Source organism: Pseudarthrobacter sulfonivorans, from assembly GCF_024391045.1.
Lineage (GTDB): Bacteria > Actinomycetota > Actinomycetes > Actinomycetales > Micrococcaceae > Arthrobacter > Arthrobacter sulfonivorans_B.
The window spans coordinates 20,368-41,328 of the sequence record NZ_JANFCZ010000002.1; the positions used below are offsets into that span (position 1 = coordinate 20,368).

A 20,961-nucleotide genomic window follows, 5' to 3' on the forward strand; every position below is an offset into this window, starting at 1 on the left:
CCGGGGCGTACGTTGATGACTAAATCGTGGGGCATTCCTGCCCCATCAAACTGCGCTTCGTGATTAAATTGAGCAAAATAGTCAATTCTTTGCCCGTCCGGTTACCGAAAGTGACAGTTTGAACACTCTTGACCCCACCGATGTGAAGATCCTGCTGGAGCTTATCCGCGATCCCCGAGTCCAGATCGGGGAGCTCAGCGAACTGCTCGGCATCGCCCGCAACACGGCGCAGTCGCGCGTCCGGCGGCTGCTCCGCGCAGGCGTGCTGCATGACGGCGGACGCGAGATTGACCTCGAGGCCGTGGGGTACGACGTCGTCGCTTTCGTCACGATCGAAGTGACACACCGGGAACTGGACGGAGTGGTGGGCGCCCTCCGCCTGCTGCCGCAGGTTCTCGAGGTCCACGAGATTTCCGGCCGCGGGGACGTGTGGTGCCGCGTGGTGGCTACCGACACGCACAATCTGCAGTCCGCACTCCGCCAGATCCTCCGCATCAAGGGCGTCATCCGGACCGAAACGGTCCTGGCGCTGCACACCCATATCCCCTACCGCACCGAGCCCCTGATCAGCCGCCTGGCACAGGCTGCACCGGGCAAAGGCTAGGATTCCAGGATGGATGATCTGACGTGACCATTATCGACAACGCCGTCTACGTCGACGGCCGCCGCAGCGCCGAGCCCCAAAGCCTGGAGCAGACATTCGAAACCCTCACCCGCCACGGCGGCATGGCCTGGATCGGGCTGTACCGGCCCACCGCCGCGGAAATGGCTGCCGTGGCCGACGAGTTCGGGCTGCACGCCCTGGCAGTGGAGGACGCCATTTCGGCGCACCAGCGGCCAAAACTGGAACGCTATGAGGACAACCTGTTCACGGTCCTCCGGCCTGCCCGCTACCTGGATTCCACCGAGACCGTGGAGTTCGGCGAGCTGCACGTCTTCACCGGCCGAAACTTCGTGGTGACCATCCGCCATGCCGAAATGGCCGGCGTGGGCCGGGTGAGGCGGCGTCTGGAGGACCGCCCCGACCTGCTCCGGCACGGCCCGGAATCGGTGCTGTACGCGCTGCTGGACATGGTGGTGGATGACTACGCGCCTGTGGTGGCGGGCCTGGAAAACGATATCGACGAGATCGAGGATCAGCTGTTCAGCGGGGACAACAGCGTGTCGCGCCGGATCTATGAGCTCGCCCGCGAAGTCATCCAGTTCCAGCGGGCCATCCATCCCCTGCCGGAGATGATGCAGCAGCTCAGGCGGGGCTTCGAAAAGTACGGTGTGAACACCGAGTTGCAGCACAGCCTTCGCGACGTGGAGGACCACGTGGAACGGGTGATCTCCCGTGCGGATTCGTTCCGTGACCTGCTGCAGAACGCCCTCACGCTGGACGGAACCCTGACGGCGAACCGGCAGAACGAGGCCAGCGCTGAACAGAACGAGCAGGTCAAGAAGATCTCCTCATGGGCGGCGATCTTCTTCGCGCCGTCGTTCGTGGCAGGGGTGTACGGGATGAACTTCGACCACATGCCCGAACTCCACTGGGCGGCGGGCTACCCCATGGCCATCATGCTGATGGCAGCGACGGCAACGCTGATGTATGCCATCTTCAAGCGGAAGGGCTGGCTTTAGGGTTTCGCCGGATCCCCGGTTTAGCTGGCCTGCAGGTCAACTGCCCCGTGACCCGAGTCTGCGGTGCTGAACACCAGCCTGCGGTTGGCGATCTTGTCGGTGAAGAACCGGTCGTGGCTGACCACCACCACGGCCCCCGGGAAGTGGAGCAGGGCGCGCTCCATGACCTGCGTGCTCGACAGGTCCAGGTGGTTGGTGGGCTCGTCAAGGAGCAGCACCGAGGCGCCCGAGAGCAGGCACTGGGCCATCGCCACGCGGGCCCGCTGGCCGCCGGAGAGGTTGCCGATTCTCTGTTTGAGGTCTGCTTCGGAAAACTGGAACATCGCCAGGAACCGGTTGACCGATTTCTTCGTCGCCGTCAGGGCCAGGCTGTCCGGCATCGCGTTCACCGCATGGGTGACCGTGTCGTCGTCGTCAAGGTCTTCAAGCACCTGGTTGTACGAAACCATGCCCGCGCCCTTGGCCCAGGCCACAGTACCGGCATCCGCAGGCTCTTCGCCCGTGAGTGCGCGCAGGAGCGTGGTCTTGCCGCTGCCGTTAGCGCCGATGACCGCGATCCGGTGGCCGCGGCCGATCTCGAAACTCAGGCCGCTGAAAAGTGTCCTGCCACCGTAGGCTTTCCCCAGTGATTCCACCCGGCACAGGACGTCCTTGACGTAGAGCCCGCCGTAGATCTCCGTGATGATCTGGTCCACGGGCCGGGGCGCCCGGGACTTCTTGATCCTGGCCAGCTGGTTTGCCAGGCCCTTGCCGGCCGCCTTGGCAGCCTCCCGGCGGTCGGAGATGCCTTCGGCCTCGAAGGCAAGCAGTTCCGACTCGTGGACAAACTGGCTTTCCAGGCTTTTAAGCCGGAACTGCTTGGCCACGACGTACTCGGCGAAGTTCCCCGGGTATTCGTGGAGGTGGTAGTTCTCCACCTCGATGATCCGGGTGACAACGGAGTCCAGGAACTTCCGGTCATGCGAGACGATGATCGCGGCGCCCTTGAAGGTCCTGAACCAGCCTTCGAGCCATTCGACGCCGGCCACGTCCAGGTAGTTGGTCGGTTCGTCGAGCAGCAGGACGTCCGGGGCCTCCAGCAGGATCTTGGCGAGCGCCGCCCGGTTCCGCCAGCCGCCGGAGAGCTCGTCGATGGCGCAGGTGCGGTGGTGTTCGCTGAAGCCAAGGGTGGTGAGGACTTTGTCGATGCTGCGCTGGTAGTCCCAGCCGTCCAGCCTGTCCATGGCCTCAAACAGCTCGGACTGGCGGTGGATGAGTTCCTCCAGGCGCGCGGCGTCGGAGGAGTCGGCGGCGATGGCCGCGTCGATTCCTGCGAGCTCGGCCTCGATCTCCTTCACGTGGGCGAACAGGCCGTCCAGGACCTCGGAAATTGTGGACTCCCCGTTCAGCTCGGAGAACTGGGAGAAGTACGCCAACCTGGTCCCCAGCTCCACGGCCACCGTTCCGGCGTCCGGGGCAACCTGGCCCAGGGCAAGTTTGAGGATGGTGGACTTGCCGGATCCGTTCTTGCCGATCAGGCCCACACGGTCTCCGGCGTCAAGCTTGAAAAAGGCTTCGCGGAGGACCTGGGTCCTTTCAAAACTGACATTGACGTCGTTCAGCCGGATCAAACTCATTGATGGTGTCCTCTTCAGGTGCTGGCTGATGGGCGTGGAACACCCGGCCGGTTCAGGGTCGCGGCCAACTCAGTGGATGTGCGGGGTAGCGGTGCGGCGCGGTCAAGGCGGCCTGTCTGATCTTAGCGGTCTCCGCCGTTCCCGTTAGCGAAATCCGCGTGGTCCCCCTAATGACCCGGGAGCAGGCATTGGATAAAATCAAGGTTCAACGCTTCGCCGGCCGAGGCCCCGCGTCTGACAGGCCGATTAGCGCCCAGGCGAGCAGGGAGGCCAGCCATGGACTTCATCCAGTCCACTGAAAATCAGCTCGACCCCTTTCCCCACTACGCACGAATGCGGGAAACTGCCCCCGTCTTTCACGACGAACAAACGGGAAGCTGGCACGTCTTCCGGTACGACGACGTGGAGCGGGCGCTGTCCGAATACGCAACGTTCTCCTCGCGCATGGGCGGTGACGATGAATCCGGGACCGGCCAGCTGTTCGCCGCGAGCCTGATCTCCACCGATCCCCCACGACACCGGCAGCTTCGCTCCTTGGTCACCCAGGCATTCACTCCCAAAGCTGTGGACGCGCTGGCTCCGCGCATCGCCGGGCTCACGGACGAACTCCTCGACGGGATCGCGGCCAGTGGGAGCGCCGACCTGATTAAAGAACTGGCGTATCCGTTGCCGGTCATAGTGATCTCCGAACTCATGGGCATCCCGGCCGAGGACCGTGAGCGCTTCAAGTACTGGTCGGATGTGATTGTCAGCCAAACACGGGCCGGTTCAGCCAGTGAGGATCACTTCGCCACCAACAAAGAGATGACGGAATACTTCCTGGCCCTGATCGACCAACGGAGGGGCCGGCGCGGCAAAGACCTGATCAGCACGCTGCTGTCCGCCGAAATTGACGGTCAAAAGCTGATGGTGCCGGAACTGCTCGGATTCTGCAGCCTGCTGCTCGTCGCCGGCAACGAGACCACCACCAACCTGATCGGCAACGCCGTGTTGTGCCTCGCGGAGTCGCCCGGCACCATGGACCGCGTCGTCAGGGAGCCAGAGCTGATTCCGCGGACCATCGAGGAAGTTCTGCGCTTCCGGTCGCCGGTCCAGTCCATGTACCGGGTGACGGTAGCGGAGACAACCCTGGGCGACCAATTGATTCCCGCGGGCGCACCGGTTGTGGCGTGGATCGGCTCGGCCAACCGCGACGAGCGGCAGTTCCAGCGGCCGGCTGAGTTCGACGTCGACCGCGCGCAAAACAGGCATCTGGCGTTCGGACACGGCGGTCACTTTTGCCTCGGCGCGCCGTTGGCGCGGCTCGAAGCCAGGATTGCGCTGGAGGGCCTGCTGTCCCGATTGCCGGGGCTTGCCGTGGTTGAGGGGTCGCATCTGGAGCGGATGGAGAGCACCATCATCTATGGGCTCAAGGACCTTCCCGTCAGTTGGCAGCCGGCCTGAGGGACAGCTGACGGCAGGGGTCGGAGAAAGTTTCCGTGCCGGAAGCACCGCGCGCAATGCGTGGCCGGCGAAGACGAAGTGCCGTCCTGGTCAGTCGTCGAGCTCCCCGCGGCGGAACCGCAGCTCCCGCAGGGCGCCGTTCAAAGGGGAACCGGTGAATGGCAGGGCCTCCAGGTCGATTGCAGCCGCTGCAGTGAGGGCGATCCTGTTGGCTGCTGTGGCTGCGCGCTGCGGCAAACCGATGTTGGCGGCGAACTCCTGCCAGTGCTTGGCCTTGAGGTTTTTGGCGCGCCCCGCGACAGTTAGCGCCATACTGTCGTCCCCGTAAAGGAGCGTGCACGGGACATCATATATCGGTGCGATAACCCAGCCCCGCTGGCCTTCGAGGATGGAAGCGTTTTTGGCGTGCAGGTCCCCGTTTCCGGTCAACCAGGCGAAAACGAACTGGAGGTACAGGTTTCTGACGGCAACAGCCTTCGCCTTGCACAGCCCTGCCAGAGCCTGAACGACGTCCTCGGAACTGACCGAGTATTTGGAGGCAGGCGGCAGATTAAGAACCTGTGCCCCGTCTTCCAGTGCCAGCCGGACCATTCCGCCCCCGCTCAGGCGGTCGAACCGCTCCACCAGCAGTCCCGGTAAGCCGTTTCGGTCGTGGACGATGCTGCTCTTGGCCACGGGAATCTTTAACGCTTTGGCCCCTGCCAGGTGGGCGGACTCGTTGAGCACCAGATGCTTATGCCAGGGCGGGTCCAGCTTGAGCAGATACCGTCGGCCGGCAAGGGCCAGCGGGGTGGTCAGCATCGAGGCGCTGGCCTTGGATTGCACTCCCGGCAGCCCGTGCGGGTCGACGGCGCGGGCGAGGGCAGCAAAATCCAGATCTTCGGGGTGGGCCGCATCAGCCAGGGCAGCCGGTTCCACCGGCGTGTCCCCTGCCGGAACGATCTGGACATCGCCCGGGACGTCAGCCCCGACGGCGAGCAACAGGCTCAGCTCATCGCCCAAAGAAGTCTTCACCGCATCCTTGAGTACAGTCAGCCGGTGCCCCTCGGGCAGCAGGCCGGCAAAGAAGGCTGGCAGGGCTCCACTCGGTGACTCAACTGCGTCTGCGGATATCGGCAGTGTCGTGGCCACCGGTCCGGCTCCCCGGTCCAGATAGCCGGAAGAATAGGCGAAGGTCACCGTGCCCCGGCCTGTCCGGTTGAGGTGGCCCGCGAGGGTTCCCGCCTTGTATACGTCGGCCTCGCGTATGAATTTGAGGTGTTCCAGGTCCTTAGCCATCGACGGCCTTCAGGTGGAGCCCGACAGCGTTGGCGGCCCCGACGACGGTTATCAGTGACGGATTGCCGGTCCCGGTTTCAATGGCATGAATGGTCCGGGGGGAAGTTCCGATCAGGTCGGCGAGGGTCTCCTGGGTGATACCCGCCTCTTTACGGGCCCGTCGGATGGCGGTGCCGAGTGTGACTGCATCCTCCAACGCAGGTCCTTTCTGAAATATCTTGCCGGTCTGGCGGTCTTCATCATCAACTTTGCCTGCCAGACGACAAATCTGCAAGATATTTCCGAACCGGGAATCCAAGTTGGCCCACAAGCCTTGAAGCCCACCGAATCGGAATAATATTTCTGGTTGGTGTACCGACACGACCTGGCTTCAGCAGGTTGTCGATGTGGCACCGCAGGGCTGGACCAGACGTTGGTCGATCCGGGGGCCCGGGTGCTGGGCCTCGATGGAGCACTTCCCTGACAAATTGTGGAGCTAAGGAGATTCGAACTCCTGACCTCTTCGATGCGAACGAAGCGCTCTACCAACTGAGCTATAGCCCCGGAACGGACCCACTCCCCGGGAGGAACGGCGACACCGGTGAACTCAGGCTACAAATATTCCTTATGCATTGCCAAATTGAGGTCAGGCGCGCCGGCGCTGCAGGACGTCGTCCAGGTTGCTGAGGGCGCTCTGGGCCTTGGTGAGCGGCTTGGCTGACGGGACCGGCGGGACTGCGGGGGCTCCCTGCTTCAGGGACGGCTTACCCACGGCCTTGGGCGCCTCCGGCAGGTCAAGCGGTTCGGGGGCAGGACGCTCAACCTTGGGTGCCTCAACGTATACGGGTTTGGGTACGTCCACAGGTTCCCACGTGGTTGCGGCAGGCGCGGACATTGCCTCCCCGGCGCTGGAATCCCCTGCGGCAACAGCGACGGCGAGGGCAGCTTCCCGGAGTTCCATCGCGGTGAGCGGTTTCGGGGCAGGCGCATGTGCTTCGGCGTCAAAGAGCCGGCTTTCCGGCTGGGCGGCTGGGCGGGGCTTCTCCTGGACCTCGGCGGCGGGTTCCTCACGGCGCACCGGAGCGCTCATAGCGGACCGAAAGGCGGCCTGCACCCTGGCTTTGCGGTCCCGCACAGCGAGGAAACGCAACAGCACCACGGCCAAGACCATGATGGCCAAACCCGACACCGGCAGCAGGGCAGTTCCCAGCCCAAAGAGCAGCAGGACAGCTGAAACAAAGGTGGTCAGCAATCCCGCGACGCCGGCAAGGGCAATCGCGGTCCGGCCGTATCGGATCCGGAACGCGCCGGTCGTTGCACTGCCGGACGGCGCGGCTACGGCTTCGGGGCTCTTCCTGATATCCATGGCTTTCTCCTGCGGGGCGGCCATCTTCATGACCATCCCGGCTCTCGGTTCCGATGATTCAATAGCTGGAACATCCGCGAAAAAGTCAGCTGCGGCCTGGGCCGGGTGCCGTCGGTTCCGCAGGACGTAAGGCGCCACCCAGACGATCCAGAGCACAACGGCAACCACAAGGATCACTGAGCTGCTAAGAGGGAAGTCCACACTCAAAACCGTATGAGTATTCGGTCAGCCGCTCCGGCATTAGCCTCGGTGTGTCGCGGGCAACGTGGCAAATCACTGGATTTATGACGCCGGAAGAGCCTTTGCAGGTCAGGCCCGCGATGCAAGCCACCGATCGAGCAGTCCTTCGGGTACTTCTTCGGCCGTCAACGCGAACGATCGGTGGTCGGCCCATTCCCCGTTGATGTGCAGGAATCGGGGCCGGTACCCTTCATCGCGGAAACCGAGCTTTTCCACCACCCGCAGGCTTGGGCCATTCTCGGGCCGGATGTTGATCTCCATCCGGTGCAGCCCAAGGACCTGGAAACAATGGTCGGTAGCGAGAGCAACCGCCGTGGGCGCGATCCCGTGGCCGGCCCGGGCCTGATCAACCCAATAACCCAGGGTTGCCATCATGGCCGAACCCCACACAATCGAGGACACTGTCAGCTGGCCTACGATAACGGGCGCCGCGGACCGTGGCGTGCGTTCGGTGATCAGGAACGGCAAGGCAGTACCCTGGGCTGCCTGGAGCTTCAGGGACCGCACCATCTGCCGGTAATCCGGGAGGAGGCCGCCGGGCGCCGGATTGGAAGCTTCCCAGGGCTCCAGCCACTCCCGGTTGCGTGAGCGGACCTCGGTCCATTCCCGCTTGTCCCGGTACCTGATGGGACGCAGGACCAGGTCACCGCACTCCAGGGTGGCGGGCCAGATCGGTCCGGGACGCACGGCAGCTATTTTGTGAGGCCGGCGGCGAATTCCGGCAGCCACTCCCGAAGGCCGGGGCCGAGGTCGTCGCTGTCAATGGCGAGCTGTACGCAGGCCTTGAGGTAGCTGAGCTTGTCACCGGTATCGTAACGGCGGCCTCGGAAGACCACCCCGTAGACGCCGTAACCCTCACCATCGCCGGCGGCCAGTTCCTGCAGCGCGTCCGTCAATTGGATTTCGCCGCCGCGGCCGGGCCCGGTACGCTCCAGCACTTCGAAAACCTCGGGGTGGAGGACATACCGGCCAATGACGGCCAGGTTGGACGGGGCGTCGGCCACGTCCGGCTTTTCGACGAGCTTGTTGATCCTCACGTAGCTTTCGCCGTCGATGGCCTGGACATCGGCGCACCCGTAGGCGCTGATCTGGGACGGCTCCACCTCGATAAGGGCCACCACGGATCCGCCCGTCTTGGCCTGGACGTCGATCATGGTGCTGAGCAGTTCGTCCCGCGCATCGATCAGGTCGTCACCGAGGAGGACCGCAAACGGCTCGTAGCCAACGTGCTGCTTTGCACGCAGCACCGCGTGGCCGAGGCCGTTGGGGTCACCCTGGCGGACGTAATGGATGTCGCCGAGGTTGCTGGCGGCCTGAATTGACTCGAGCTTGGCCGTATCGCCCTTGGCTTCGAGGGTATCCTCCAGCGAAGGAACCCGGTCGAAGTGGTCCTCCAGTGCACGCTTGTTGCGTCCCGTGATCATCAGGATGTCGTTGAGGCCAACGTTGACAGCCTCTTCAACCACGTACTGAATGGCAGGCTTGTCCACCACGGGAAGCATTTCCTTGGGCATGGCTTTGGTGGCCGGCAGGAACCTGGTGCCGAGCCCTGCTGCGGGGATTACGGCCTTGCGCACAGTCTGCTGAGAGGTAGTCACTGGACTAATCTAACGGAGGGGCCGATCATTCAGTAACTTCCGGTCAACGCTGCCGGCCCCCGCAGGCGGCGCCCCGCAACACGGCAGCACGGGACCCGGCACCTCAAGACCTTGCAACACGGCACCTGAAGGAGGGAGCAGTATGTCCGAGCGCGACAGGGCGGCCAAGGAAACCATCCGGGCACGCCACCGGGCACAACGCGCAGCCATGGACACCGGTCAGCGGGACACCGCCGGCGCCCGGATTGCCATCCACGGCGCCAGGTGGGCCCACCAGCTGGCCGATGCAACGCCGTCGACCTTTTGCGCCTATCTGGGTGTGGTGCCTGAACCGCCCACCCTGCCGCTGATCAGAGAACTGCACCGCCGGGGCCACACCGTCCTGCTCCCGATCTGCGAACCGGACCGCCAACTCAGCTGGACCCGGTGGACGCCGGAGGCGGAGTTTGTCCGCAGCCGCTTTGCCCCGGTACTGGAACCCGCCGGAGCCCGTCTTGGCTTCTCCGCCATGGCTTCCGTGTCCGGCCTCCTGATCCCCGCCACCGCCCTGGATCTCAGCGGGAACCGGATTGGCCAGGGCGGCGGCTATTACGACGTCCTGCTGGGCTCACTCGCCGGCGCGGAAATAGACATCCCGCTGACGGCCATCGTTTTCGACGGCGAGGTACTGCCGGCCGGAAGCATCCCGGCCGAAACGTTTGACCGCAAAGTCCCTGCCGCCCTGACGCCGTCGGGCCTGGTTCCACTGCTCCCAGCGTCCTGACCAGCAACGGAACAAATCTCATAAGCCGCTTGTTGAGGATGATAGAATTAGCACTCAGGCCCTGAGACTGCTAATGAGCGACACGTTCGTTCATGGCAAGGCAGGACCTCTCGTTTGCCCAAGAGGAGGATCATCAGTGCCCACTTATGCCTACGCCTGCAAGGATTGCGGCCACGCCTTCGACGTTTTCCAGTCGTTTACCGACAGCACCCTGACGTCATGCCCGGAGTGCCAGGGCGCCTTGCGCAAAAAGTTCAACAGCGTTGGTGTGGTGTTCAAGGGCTCCGGTTTTTACCGGACCGACTCCCGCGATGCCAAGGGCAGCAGCACGGTTTCTGCCGCTCCCTCTGCGCCGCCCGCTCCGGCACCCGCCGCTGCGCCCGCCGCAGCCGCAGCCAGCTGACGCAGCCCTCTCTTCGGTAACGGTCCGGCCCTTAGCGCTTCAGTGATCCGCTCGCGCTAAGCCAGGTGTCGCGGCAGTTAGCGGCGCCCTGCTGACGCCGAGTCCGACGTCGGCAGCACAGTTGTCCACATAGGCACCTTTGCTGCTGTGCGGCGCAGTCGCCGGAACATAGCGTGGGTGCCATGCCCGCCGCTCTCCTCCGCCCCGGCCGCCGGACCTCTCCGGCCGCACGCGCCCTCCGCAGCCCGCTTAGCTCACGCAATACAGGCCGGGACGGCCGCCGCCGGGCCATGTCCTGGCTAAGCCGGAACCGGCGCCTGGCCATCGCCCTCCTGCTGTGCCTTGCCGCCGGCATCACTGTCCATCAGCTCACTCCCCCGCCGGCTGACACTGCAACCACGCTGGCCGCCGTGCGCGACCTGCCGGTCGGCACGGCGTTGGCAGCAGGGGATCTGACGCCTGTGAGGATTCCGCCGCAGCTGGTGCATGCCGGATCCATCGCCGACCCGGCCGTGGCCACCGGCAAGCAACTGGCAGCACCGCTGCGGAAGGGCCAGTTGCTGACGGATTCCCAGCTGCTGGGTCCGGCACTCCTGACGGGCGCCCCGCCGGGTGCCGCTGCCGTGCCCTTGAGGATGGCGGATCCGTCCTCCATCCAGCTGGTGTCCCCGGGGCAGCTGATCAACGTTGTGTTGACGGGCGCCAACGGCTATGAGCAGACGTCACCGAGCGAAGTGCTCGCGTCCGCCGTACCGGTCCTCTGGACATCGGGGCAAGGCGGAAAGACAGGCCAGTGGCTCGGCACCGCCGAGACTGACGGGCTGATCGTGGTGGCCGCGGCCCCTGAACAGGCCGCCCGCCTGGCCGGCGCGTCCACTCAGGGCAAGCTGTTCTTTGTCCTGGTGGGACCGGCCAGCGCGGCGGGGTGAGGTTGTTGTGCCGCTGTCAGCCCCAGTGCGGGGGCTTGTTCTCCTTGAGCCAGGCGTCGTGATCGTCGTCGCTGCCGTCGCCCCAGTTCCGCGGATCGTCCTCAGCGGCCTTGTTCGGCAGAACTGCTGCCGAACCGGTCTGCGCCACCTCAGGTGCGGGCGCCTGGCCGTTGCCGATTGTGTCCGGCTGGTCGTCGGCTTCGGCGCCGGGCTGGCCGGGTTTCTGTGTGTTCACAACAACCTCCTCACTCTCCAGGCGCATGGCCTGGTATTCGTTCCTGTCGTATCCGGCCGTTCCCGGGCGGGACGAGTCCAGATCTTCGTCAAAGAATCCCCCCGAGTCCGTACCGCGTCCGGCGGGCATGACATTCTCCAGGCCCAGGTAGCCTGCGATCCGGTCAGCGCAGGTGGACGGGTCCGTAAAGACTTCGATGGTCCACAGCGGCATGTACCGCCAGCCCATCCGTTCCAGCAGCTGCGGGCGCAGGCGACTCCGCTCACGGACACTCATGGTGCGGTACTGTTCGGTGCCGTCAGACTCGATCGCCACCGGCCAGGGGATGTCTGCATCGTCCTGCCCCATGGTGCTGAGCGGGTCCGCCGCCGCCACCACGTCGATCACGCCGTCGTACTGGTGCCAGACGCGGGCCCCGCGGGCGCGCAGCCGGTCACCGAGGTCTGCTACGAGCGGGTCGGCGCCGAGAGCCTGTTCGCTGGCGGCGGCCCGCGACGCAGGCGTGCCGAGGTCCGTCTTTCCGGCGATTTCGCGGTTCAGGAGCTCGTAGAGTTCCACGGCGCCGTAGGAAAGCCGGGTGTGGTCGAGGTCTTCGGGCTGGAAGCATGTCAGGACGTGGATCGACCGCCGCGCACGCGTCATGGCCAGCGCGAATTTTTCGCGACCGCCCTCGGCGGAAAGCGGACCGAAGTTGTGGAGTGCCCGGCCGTGCGGGGTTCGGCCGAAGCCGGGCGAGAAAATGATGTGGTCGCGGACAAGGCCCTGCGCCCGCTCAAGGTCCACTACCCGGAAAGACTCCGACCCGCCGCCGAAGAATCCGGCCAGGGTGGGGTGGTTGGGCAGCTGCAGCCGGATGGCCTCACCGATCCGGGCCGCATGCCGCAGGCTGGCAGTCACCACCGCAAGGGACGTGCGGGAACGCAGCCTCGCGTGTTCGAAAACCAGCTGCACCACGCGGTTGACCTCGGCCACCACGGACTCGACGCCCTCATGGTCCGCGCTCGGCAGCCCCGTCCCGTCCGGCAGGTACTCCACCGTCAGCGCCCGGTCCAGGCCCGTGGCCGCTTGCCCCTCAGGGAGCCGGCGGAGGCCGTCGTCGTAGAAATTCTTGCTCAACTGCAGGACGAGGTCCTCGTCCACCGCACGGTACACAAAATTCAGGCGCCAGACGGGCAGCACCGCAGACAGTGCCGAGTAGGCACTTTCCACGCGCTGGTGCGCCGCTTCCCCGGCCGCCAGCCGCTCCACGCCTACCGTGAAGGTCCGGGGGCTGGCGATCTTGGCGTCACCGAAGGCAATGACCTGCTTGGCCCGTGCCATGGACGGCAGGACGGCCTGCAGCGAAGTGGTTTCAGCGTCCAGGATGACCACGGCATCAAAGCGCTGTTCTGCCGGGAGCAGACCGGTCATCAGGTACGGGCTCACGGACCATACTGGCACCAGCATGGGGACGAGGTCCGGTGCCTGGGCCGTCAGCGCGGCCAGCGTCACCCTCCCGTCCTTGAGCAGGCTGCGCAGCAGCTGGGCCTGGCGCGGATGCTCCGCCAGTGCGGCCCGCCACCGCTCGGAAAGGTCCCAGCGCAGGCGCGCGGCACCACTGGCAATGTGGGCGTTGTCCGCGAGCCGGTATTCGGCCTCAAGCTGGCGGAGGGCATCGCCGTCGGACATGGCCAGGTAGTCGTCGCCGCTGATCATGGCTTCCAGGGCCGACTGCCACCAGGCAAGCTCAAGCTCGGCAGCCACGGACTCGGGCGGAACCTCACGCTCGGCCAGATCGGTCAGGAGCTCACCCAGGCCGTGTTCGCGCATGTTTTCCACGAGCAGGGTGCGCTCCGGCAGCGTCTTCAGCGTGGCGGTGTCCGCGACCAGCCGTTCAAGCCGCTCCATGAGTTCTTCGTAGCGGGCGGTTGCCAGCGAACCGCCGTCCGCCGTGTGTCGGAGAGCCTCCCCCAGTTCGGTGAGCTCCCGGTCCAGCGACCGGTACATGACGTTCATTTCGGCGAGCCCGGAGGGGACAGCCGGATGACGCTGTGTGGTGGCATACCCGGACCAGAGGGCCCGCTGCTCCTGGACCAGCACCAGCGAGCTGTGGAGGTCGGCGATGTGCACGCCCGGCCGGACGTATTCCTTGGCGACGCGGCGCAACCGGGACCGCTGCATGGAAGCCATATCGATGTTCCGCTCCCGGCGCCAGGCCGAAGTCGCGGTGGCGGAGATCAGGTCATGGACCGGCCGGTCAAAAATGTCCGGCGTGAACTTGTCCAGACTTTCGCGGACAGCCACCAGCAGTTCGAGCTGCTCGCCCCATTCCGCGAACGAACTGCCCAGCCGGATCTCGGCGTGCTCGGCCACGCTGTGCATCCGGTCGCGGAGGATCGGAAGATTGGTCGCCACCGAGCGGGCCAGTTCCTGGGCCTCCTCAGTTTCCTTGCGGGTGAGCAGTCTGGCACCGTGCCACGGACTGGTGGTGGAGGCCCGGCTGAAGCTGCCCAGTTCGGCGGCACGGCGGAGCCTGCCGGCGAGCTCGTTACGGTCACGGATGCTGTCCAGCACACTGCGCTTGAGCCGCACAGTGGTGGCCGGGGCCGGGCAGATGGACGTCAGCTCCGCGAGTGACTGCATGGCCTGGTACGGCGAGCAGCCCCACCGCTGGCGCACGTTATGCAGGGAGGCCACGTGGTCCCTGAGCGCATGCCGGTGTTCGGTGAGCGTTTTGTGCAGGTTGCCCAGCTGCGGTTCGAGTGACTTCTCGTTGCGCACGATGGCCCGCACCAGCTGGGCCTTGAGCTGCTGTGGCGTGGCGGTGCCCGAGAGCTGGAAGAGGATGGACTCCAGGCCGAGGGCTTCCAGCTGGCCGGAGACTTCGTTCAGGCTGGCGCGGCGGTCTCCCACCACCAGTACCGTCCGCCCCGCATCCACGAGGGCGCCGATGGTGTTGAGGGCCGTCTGGGTCTGGCCCGTGCCCGGCGGGGTGCTGACCACCAGGGAGTCTCCCGCGCGGGCAGCGTCAATGACGTACTGCTGGTCCGGGTCGGCATCAAGGAGGAGGAGTTCGTCGCTGGGATGGCGGTCGTCCACGTCCGGAAAGCGCGACGGGTCCGGTTCCTCAACGTCAACCACTTCGCCGCCGCCTGCTTTGGCCAATGCAGTGACGAGCGGGTTGGCGTCGTTGATCCAGGGGTCGTCGAGGTTGCCCGAGAGGTCGGCAAAAGTAGATACCAGCAGATTGTGCTGGGCCTCCGCGCCGTGGATGGGCATGATCAGGGTGGCAAGCCGGTCCAGGACCGGCTGCGGATCAAAGCGGGCCGTGCTGTAGGCGAGGCGGGTGACGGCGTTGACGTCGAAAACGATGCCGTGGACGTTCTTCAGGTGCCGGACCAGCGCCGGGTTGATGTGGGCCTGTTCGGTGAGCTGCAGCTCGTAGTCGTCCTCGCCGGGACGTACCGTGAGTGAGATTGCGGTGAGCATGACCGGCGCGGAAATCCGCTGGGGCTTGCCGCCGACGGCGGAGGTCCACACCACCGTGCCCGCCGACAGATACCCGGCATCAATGCCGCGGTCGTTGGCCAGTTCAAAAATTTTGGAGCGGATGTTCCTGGATGCCCGGGCCGCCACCACGTACTGCTGGTGGTCCCGGATCAGGGTGGACAGCCTGGTACGGCGGCCCGCCATCAGCTGCGCCAGCCCGGACGGGTGGGCGTGCGTCAGGTCAATGGAGCCTTCGGGGGTCTTGGTGAAACGCAGCATGGTGTCTGCCCCGGTGACGGGTTTGAGCCCGGACAGCCATTTTCCAAGCTCCTCAGAACCCTCCGGGTGGCCTTGACCAACTGACACTACTGCCTTCTTTTCTGCGTTTGCACGTGACGCCCTGGACCATACCGGCATGCTTTCGAGCGTAGCGCCAAAAGCGGCCGGGATGAGAGACCGCAACACTGGGTCAGGCCAAATTAGGGGATTTCAAGGGCTAAGAGCAGTGGCCGGCCTCCGCTGACGGAGACCGGCCACTCACACTGCTATTCCCACTCGATGGTTCCCGGCGGCTTGCTGGTCACGTCCAGCACCACCCGGTTGACGCCCTCCACCTCGTTGGTGATCCGGTTGGAGATCCGGGCAAGCAGGTCATACGGCAGGCGGGACCAGTCGGCCGTCATGGCGTCCTCGGAGGACACGGGGCGCAGGACGATGGGGTGGCCGTAGGTGCGGCCGTCGCCCATCACGCCAACGCTGCGGACGTCGGCGAGCAGGACCACCGGCATCTGCCATACCTCGTTGTCCAGCCCGGCTGCGGTCAGCTCGGCGCGGGCGATGGCGTCCGCCTTGCGGAGCAGGTCCAGGCGTTCCTTGGTGACCTCGCCGACGATGCGGATGCCCAGGCCGGGCCCGGGGAAAGGCTGGCGGCCGACGATTTCCTGCGGCAGGCCCAGCTGGGCGCCCACGGCGCGGACTTCGTCCTTGAACAGTGCGCGCAGCGGTTCCACGAGTTCGAACTGCAGGTCCTCGGGAAGTCCGCCCACGTTGTGGTGGCTCTTGATGTTGGCTGCACCCTCGCCGCCGCCGGATTCGACGACGTCCGGGTACAGCGTGCCCTGGACCAGGAACTTGATTTTCTCGCCGTCGGCCGCAGCCTCGGCGATGATGGCCAGTTCAGCCTCTTCGAAGGCGCGGATGAATTCGCGGCCGATGATCTTGCGCTTGGTTTCCGGATCGCTGACACCGGCAAGCGCGGCCTGGAACCGCTCCTGCTCGTTGGCCACGTAGAGCTTGACGCCGGTGGCGGCCACGAAATCGCGCTCCACCTGTTCGGCTTCGCCTTCGCGCAGCAGCCCGTGATCCACGAAGACGCAGGTGAGTTGGTCGCCCACGGCCCGCTGGACCAGCGCGGCGGCGACGGCGGAGTCAACGCCGCCGGAGAGGCCGCAGATTACCCGGGCGTCGCCGACCTGCTGGCGGATCCGGTCCACCTGCTCCTCGAGGATGTTCCCGGTGGTCCAGTTGGGCTCGAGCTTCGCGCCCTTGAACAGGAAGTTCTCCAGCACCTGCTGGCCGTACGCCGAGTGCTTCACTTCGGGGTGCCACTGCACGCCGTACAGGCACTTCTCCTCGTTGGCGAACGCAGCCACTTCAGCGCCCGCGGTGGTGGCCAGCACTTCGAATCCTTCGGGAGCCGTGTGCACGGAGTCCCCGTGGCTCATCCAGGTGTTCTGGTCTTGGGGCATGCCCGCCAGCACGGAGCGGCCCTCGCCGAGGAGGGTGGTCCGGGTGGACCCGTACTCGCGCAGGCCTGTCTTGTCGACTTTTCCGCCCAGCGCGTTGGCCATGGCCTGGAAGCCGTAGCAGATGCCGAATACCGGAATCCCGGCCTCAAACAGATCAGCGCCCACGGAGGGTGCACCGTCCGCGTACACGCTGGACGGGCCACCCGAAAGGATGATGGCGGCGGGGTTCTTGGCGAGGAGCTGCTCGGTGCTGTAGGTATGCGGAACCACTTCCGAATACACATTCGCTTCCCGGACGCGGCGGGCAATCAGCTGCGCGTACTGGGCACCGTAGTCAACAACCAGCACCGGCTTCTGGGAAGTCTGGGATGCAGTGGGAGTAGTCACCGTACTAGCCTACTTTGCGCGGTTGCCCCGCCGCACGTTCCAGACCCCGGGTGTGACGGAGCAGACGTCCGACGGCGGGGGCTCGCCCGCCGCTGCCGGGCGTCAGTACCGCTGCGCCGCCTGCGGGTGGGCGGCAAGTTCGGCCTCGACCTCGGCGTGGAATTTCTTCTCCACGAAGAAGGAGAGGAAGGGCACCACGCCGCCCAGTGCCAGCAGGATCAGCTTCAGGAACGGCCAGCGCATCAGCGTCCAGAGCCGGAAGTTGGAGATCAGGTACACCACGTACATCCAGCCGTGCACAATCAGCACGGCAACGGAAACGTTGACCCCGCCCAGGACGCCCTGGGGTTCAGCGTCGGCGAAGCCCAGGCCGAAGGGCTGGCCGGTGACGGCGTTTGTTCCGCCTGCGAACAGGTACTGGCCAAACGCGTACCGTGCCACCAGTTCGGCGCACAGCAGGAGCAGCATCCCGCCGGTCAGGTAGGCCATCACTTTGTAGAACTTCAGCGCGGACCGGATCTGTGCCTCGGTGCCGCCGAAGCGGCGTTTCTTGTTTTTTCCCTGGGCGGAACCCTGCTGGACGGCCGGTTTCGGTTCGATCATGGCTTTACCTTTTGTTGGATCTGTTCAGAGGTTGGTGGGCTGGGAGGTGTGGGCGGAACATCATCGTGGACGTCGTCGTCGAGGTCCTCTTCCAGGCCGCGCCGGTAGTCGTCCTGCACCAGCCGCCACCAGATGAACAGGGCGAAGCCGGCGAAGACCACCCACTCGAGGGAGTAGAAGGCGTTGAGCCAGTTGACCTTTTGTGCCGGCGGCTGCGGACCGATGTTCAGCGGCTTGAGGTCGCCGCCGGCCGCCGCCGCGCTCACGTCGGTGCCGTCCGTGACTTCGGCGGTGGCGGCGACAAATCCCGGGTAGCTGCTGATATCCCAGAAGTTGATGAGTTCGGCGACCGAGACGGCGGTGGCGCGTCCCGCTTCCGGCGCGGTGGCAGGCAGCGGTGATTCGGACGGGAGAAGCCGTCCGGTCAGGCGGACGGTGCCCGACGGCGGGGCGCCGGCGTCGGCGGGATCAGCCACCCAGCCGCGGGCGACCGGTATCCATGTCTCGGGGGAAGCGGCTACGCCGCTGAGGGCAGGCGCCCCTTTGACGGCGAAGGCGGAAACCACCCAGTACCCTGTGTTTCCGTCCTTGAGGCGTCCCGGAACCAGGACCTGTTTTACGGGGTCATACGTGCCTTCCGCCGAAACCATCTGGTCGGACGCGGTCCCGGGGAAGAAGTTTCCAGGCTCAAGGGTCTCCGTGAGCGCCCTGGTATCTTCGGTGGCCGGGTTGACTGGAACCTCAGGTTGCACGGACCGCCCGAACTGCCACTGGCTGAGCAGGACAAACACCCCGGAGACGACGATCGCGAACACCAGGCCGGCGATCCATCGGGGCTTAAGGGCTGTTTTCCACACCCCTTAACCGTACTTCGTTCCGCTGTAGAACAACTAAACGTGCCGGTCCCTGCCCCTTGAGTGGGGCAGCAGGGTCCCTGCGTGGCGACGCAGTCGACACGAAAGGGCCTGCCCCACTTAGTGGTCGAAGAACACCAGGCTGGAGTTGATCAGCTCTGCGATGACTTCGGCGTCGTAGGCCCGGCGCAGTGACTCCCGGAAGGACTCCTTGGACAGTGAGCGGGCCAACGTGGCCAGCACTTCCAGGTGATCCGAAAACGAGCTGGCCGGGGTGGCAATCAGCAGGATGACGGTGGCGGGACCGTCTGCGGCGCCGAAGTCCAGCGCGTGCCCGTATTTGGTGATCCCGACGGCGATGGACGTCCGCGAGACGTACTCACTGCGTGCGTGGGGCAGGCCGATCCCTCCGGGCAGGCCGGTGGCAAGCTGGTGTTCCCGGGCGTTGACGTGCTCAAGGAAGCCCGCCAGGTCCGTAACCCGGCCGGCCGCGAAGAGCCGTTCCGCGAGTTGCGCCGCAGCATCTGCCTTGTCCGTTGCCTCCAACTCCAGAATCACCAGTTCGGAGGTGGTCAGATCGGCATCGTACCGGTCAAGTGGTTCGGCCAAGGCGGGTTCCTTCGGTCAGGTGAGGTGTGGAGTTGCTGACGGCCCCTCAGCGCAACGGGACAATGTCCTCCACGCCGAGGCGGGCGGCGTCGGCTGATTCGTCGTCCGGCTGCTGCTGGCTCAGCCGTTCGGCCTCAACCCGGGCGATGTAGTGCTTTATTTCGCTTTCGCGCTGCACGTCGCTCCAGCCAAGAACTTCGCCCATCAGTGTAGCGACTACAGGCACGGCGGACACGCCGCGGTCCCACGCTTCAATGGAAATCCGGGTCCGCCGGGTCAGCACGTCATGGACGTGCCGAGCGCCTTCGTGGGTGGCCGCGTAGACGGCTTCCGCCTGCAGGTAGTCGTCGGCGCCGGGCAGCGGCTCCGCGAGTTCTGGCCGTTCCTTGATGATGGCGAGCACTTCGGGCGTCATGGAGCCGTAGCGGTTGAGCAGGTGCTCCACCCTGGCCACATGGACGCCGTATTCCTCGGCTGTCCTGCTCCTGCGGTTCCAGGCGGCTTTGAAGCCGCTCGCCCCGAGCAGCGGGATGGTTTCGGTGCAGCTCGGCGGGACCCGCTCATCCATGGTGCGGGTAGCCTCGTCCACCGCGTCCTTGGCCATCACGCGGTACGTGGTCCACTTGCCGCCGGCCACCACCACCAGGCCGGGGACGGGGTGTGCCACCACGTGTTCGCGGGAGAGTTTCGCGGTGGAGTCGCTCTCACCGGCCAGGAGCGGACGGAGCCCTGCGTAAACCCCTTCGACGTCTTCGCGCGTCAGGGGCCGCTTCAGCACTTTGTTGACGTGTTCGAGGATGTAATCGATGTCCTTGCTGGAGGCCGCCGGGTGGGCTTTGTCCAGATGCCAGTCGGTGTCGGTGGTCCCGATAATCCAGTGCCGGCCCCACGGGATCACAAACAGCACCGATTTTTCGGTCCGCAGGATCAGGCCAACGGTGGACTGGAACCGGTCGCGGGGCACCACCAGGTGAATGCCCTTGGACGCCCGGACCTTCAGCTGCCCGCGGTCCGTGACCATCGCCTGGGTTTCGTCGGTCCACACCCCGGTGGCGTTGATGACCTGCTTGGCACGGATGTTGAAGTACGAACCGTCCTCATGGTTGACCACCTTGGCGCCCACCACGCGTTCGCCTTCCCGGAGGAAGTCCACCACGGCCATCTGGTTCACCGCGTGGGCGCCGTAGTGGGCTGCCGTCCGGATCAGGTTGGCGCAGTACTTCGCGTCGTCCACCTGGCCGTCGTAGTAGCGGATCGACCCCACAAAGGCATCGTTTTTGAGGCTGGGCGCGGCCCGGAGGGTACCCCGCCGGCTGAGGTGCTTGTGGAACGGCACGCCCCGCCGGTGCCCGTTGGAGACGGACATCAGGTCATAGAGGGCAATGCCGGCCCCCACGTAGGGACGCTCGAGGAAGGGCTTGGTCAGCGGGTACAGGAACGGCACGGGCCGGGCCAGGTGCGGGGCGATCTCTGACAGCAGCAGTCCACGCTCCTGCAATGCTTCCTTGACCAGCGCGAAGTCCAGCATCTCCAGGTAGCGCAGGCCGCCATGGATGAGCTTGGATGACCTCGACGACGTGCCGGCAGCCCAGTCGCTGGCCTCCACAATGCCCACGCTCAGGCCTCGGGTCACCGCGTCCAGGGCCGACCCGGTGCCCACGATCCCGCCGCCCACAATGAGGATGTCCAGTTCATTGCCGGGCTCGGACGTTGCCTTCAGCCGGGCAATCGATGCTTCCCGGGCTGCGGGCCCCAGGGCACCGCCTTCGTTTGGAACACTGTTCATGGAACGCCTCCCCTTGCCGCTGCTGCCGGTAGT

At 65.5% G+C, this 20,961-nt stretch carries 18 protein-coding genes and 1 tRNA gene; 6 read left to right on the top strand and 13 right to left on the bottom strand.

The window, feature by feature from the left end:
- The first annotated feature begins 118 nt into the window (after positions 1-118).
- A complete protein-coding gene (locus tag NQJ30_RS01420; RefSeq protein ID WP_255767952.1) occupies positions 119-604 on the top strand; it encodes an Lrp/AsnC family transcriptional regulator in 486 nt (161 codons plus the stop codon).
- 23 nt (positions 605-627) lie between these two features.
- Entirely contained in the window at positions 628-1,623 is a 996-nt protein-coding gene (gene corA / locus NQJ30_RS01425) for a magnesium/cobalt transporter CorA (protein ID WP_255767953.1), read from the top strand.
- 20 nt (positions 1,624-1,643) lie between these two features.
- Here corA and NQJ30_RS01430 read toward each other — a convergent pair whose 3' ends face one another.
- Positions 1,644-3,239 carry an ABC-F family ATP-binding cassette domain-containing protein gene (locus tag NQJ30_RS01430; protein WP_255767954.1) on the bottom strand — a complete coding sequence of 532 codons (1,596 nt, stop codon included), beginning with the start codon at positions 3,237-3,239 and terminating at the stop codon, positions 1,644-1,646.
- 276 nt (positions 3,240-3,515) lie between these two features.
- Here NQJ30_RS01430 and NQJ30_RS01435 point away from each other — a divergent pair, with 276 nt between their 5' ends.
- Positions 3,516-4,682: a cytochrome P450 gene (locus NQJ30_RS01435; RefSeq protein WP_255767955.1), complete on the top strand. Its 1,167-nt coding sequence runs from the start codon at positions 3,516-3,518 to the stop codon at positions 4,680-4,682.
- Positions 4,683-4,772: 90 nt separating this feature from the next.
- Here the strand turns inward: NQJ30_RS01435 and NQJ30_RS01440 are convergent, their stop codons facing one another.
- The 6 genes from NQJ30_RS01440 to galU all read right to left on the bottom strand — a co-directional run bounded on the left by NQJ30_RS01440 (position 4,773) and on the right by galU (position 9,143).
- Positions 4,773-5,960, bottom strand: coding sequence for a type II toxin-antitoxin system HipA family toxin (locus NQJ30_RS01440; RefSeq protein ID WP_255767956.1), 1,188 nt, complete (start codon positions 5,958-5,960; stop codon positions 4,773-4,775).
- Positions 5,953-6,156 (bottom strand): helix-turn-helix transcriptional regulator, encoded by a 204-nt coding sequence (locus tag NQJ30_RS01445; protein WP_255767957.1) that lies wholly within the window; start codon positions 6,154-6,156, stop codon positions 5,953-5,955. Before NQJ30_RS01445 ends, NQJ30_RS01440 begins: the two co-directional genes overlap by 8 nt.
- 274 nt (positions 6,157-6,430) lie before the next feature.
- A tRNA-Ala gene (locus NQJ30_RS01450) sits at positions 6,431-6,503 on the bottom strand.
- Positions 6,504-6,585: 82 nt separating this feature from the next.
- Positions 6,586-7,506, bottom strand: a complete 921-nt coding sequence (locus NQJ30_RS01455; RefSeq protein WP_255767958.1) for a hypothetical protein — start codon at positions 7,504-7,506, stop codon at positions 6,586-6,588.
- 108 nt (positions 7,507-7,614) lie between these two features.
- The gene (locus NQJ30_RS01460; protein ID WP_255767959.1) at positions 7,615-8,232 is read right to left on the bottom strand and encodes a GNAT family N-acetyltransferase; all 618 of its coding nucleotides are present in this window, start codon (positions 8,230-8,232) and stop codon (positions 7,615-7,617) included.
- A gap of 5 nt (positions 8,233-8,237) precedes the next feature.
- Entirely contained in the window at positions 8,238-9,143 is a 906-nt protein-coding gene (galU, locus tag NQJ30_RS01465; RefSeq protein WP_255767960.1) for a UTP--glucose-1-phosphate uridylyltransferase GalU, read from the bottom strand.
- Positions 9,144-9,285: 142 nt separating this feature from the next.
- Here galU and NQJ30_RS01470 point away from each other — a divergent pair, with 142 nt between their 5' ends.
- From NQJ30_RS01470 to cpaB, 3 genes are all read left to right on the top strand, one after another.
- A complete protein-coding gene (locus NQJ30_RS01470; protein WP_255767961.1) occupies positions 9,286-9,906 on the top strand; it encodes a 5-formyltetrahydrofolate cyclo-ligase in 621 nt (206 codons plus the stop codon).
- Between the two features lie 136 nt (positions 9,907-10,042).
- Positions 10,043-10,309, top strand: a complete 267-nt coding sequence (locus tag NQJ30_RS01475; RefSeq protein WP_255767962.1) for an FmdB family zinc ribbon protein — start codon at positions 10,043-10,045, stop codon at positions 10,307-10,309.
- Positions 10,310-10,491: 182 nt separating this feature from the next.
- On the top strand, positions 10,492-11,238 hold the full coding sequence (gene cpaB, locus NQJ30_RS01480; RefSeq protein WP_255767963.1) for a Flp pilus assembly protein CpaB: 747 nt from the start codon (positions 10,492-10,494) through the stop codon (positions 11,236-11,238).
- Positions 11,239-11,254: 16 nt separating this feature from the next.
- Here the strand turns inward: cpaB and NQJ30_RS01485 are convergent, their stop codons facing one another.
- From NQJ30_RS01485 to NQJ30_RS01510, 6 genes are all read right to left on the bottom strand, one after another.
- Entirely contained in the window at positions 11,255-15,358 is a 4,104-nt protein-coding gene (locus tag NQJ30_RS01485; RefSeq protein ID WP_255767964.1) for a DUF4011 domain-containing protein, read from the bottom strand.
- A 128-nt stretch (positions 15,359-15,486) separates the two neighbouring features.
- Positions 15,487-17,076, bottom strand: coding sequence for a glutamine-hydrolyzing GMP synthase (gene guaA / locus NQJ30_RS01490; RefSeq protein ID WP_255767965.1), 1,590 nt, complete (start codon positions 17,074-17,076; stop codon positions 15,487-15,489).
- Between the two features lie 102 nt (positions 17,077-17,178).
- Complete coding sequence (locus NQJ30_RS01495) at positions 17,179-17,679, bottom strand: DUF3817 domain-containing protein (RefSeq protein WP_255767966.1); 501 nt, start codon at positions 17,677-17,679, stop codon at positions 17,179-17,181.
- Entirely contained in the window at positions 17,676-18,536 is an 861-nt protein-coding gene (locus tag NQJ30_RS01500; protein WP_255767967.1) for an SURF1 family protein, read from the bottom strand. Before NQJ30_RS01500 ends, NQJ30_RS01495 begins: the two co-directional genes overlap by 4 nt.
- 117 nt (positions 18,537-18,653) lie before the next feature.
- Complete coding sequence (locus NQJ30_RS01505; protein ID WP_255767968.1) at positions 18,654-19,142, bottom strand: PTS sugar transporter subunit IIA; 489 nt, start codon at positions 19,140-19,142, stop codon at positions 18,654-18,656.
- A 46-nt stretch (positions 19,143-19,188) separates the two neighbouring features.
- Positions 19,189-20,928 carry a glycerol-3-phosphate dehydrogenase/oxidase gene (locus NQJ30_RS01510; protein ID WP_255767969.1) on the bottom strand — a complete coding sequence of 580 codons (1,740 nt, stop codon included), beginning with the start codon at positions 20,926-20,928 and terminating at the stop codon, positions 19,189-19,191.
- Positions 20,929-20,961: the final 33 nt, after the last annotated feature.

Excerpts from the sequence above, each read along its gene's own strand:
- NQJ30_RS01430 (WP_255767954.1), bottom strand. The coding sequence starts at position 3,239 with ATGAGTTTGATCCGGCTGAACGACGTCAATGTCAGTTTTGAAAGGACC.
- NQJ30_RS01435 (WP_255767955.1), top strand. The coding sequence starts at position 3,516 with ATGGACTTCATCCAGTCCACTGAAAATCAGCTCGACCCCTTTCCCCAC.
- NQJ30_RS01440 (WP_255767956.1), bottom strand. The coding sequence starts at position 5,960 with ATGGCTAAGGACCTGGAACACCTCAAATTCATACGCGAGGCCGACGTA.
- NQJ30_RS01470 (WP_255767961.1), top strand. The coding sequence starts at position 9,286 with ATGTCCGAGCGCGACAGGGCGGCCAAGGAAACCATCCGGGCACGCCAC.
- cpaB (WP_255767963.1), top strand. The coding sequence starts at position 10,492 with ATGCCCGCCGCTCTCCTCCGCCCCGGCCGCCGGACCTCTCCGGCCGCA.
- NQJ30_RS01485 (WP_255767964.1), bottom strand. The coding sequence starts at position 15,358 with ATGCCGGTATGGTCCAGGGCGTCACGTGCAAACGCAGAAAAGAAGGCA.
- NQJ30_RS01495 (WP_255767966.1), bottom strand. The coding sequence starts at position 17,679 with ATGATCGAACCGAAACCGGCCGTCCAGCAGGGTTCCGCCCAGGGAAAA.
- NQJ30_RS01510 (WP_255767969.1), bottom strand. The coding sequence starts at position 20,928 with ATGAACAGTGTTCCAAACGAAGGCGGTGCCCTGGGGCCCGCAGCCCGG.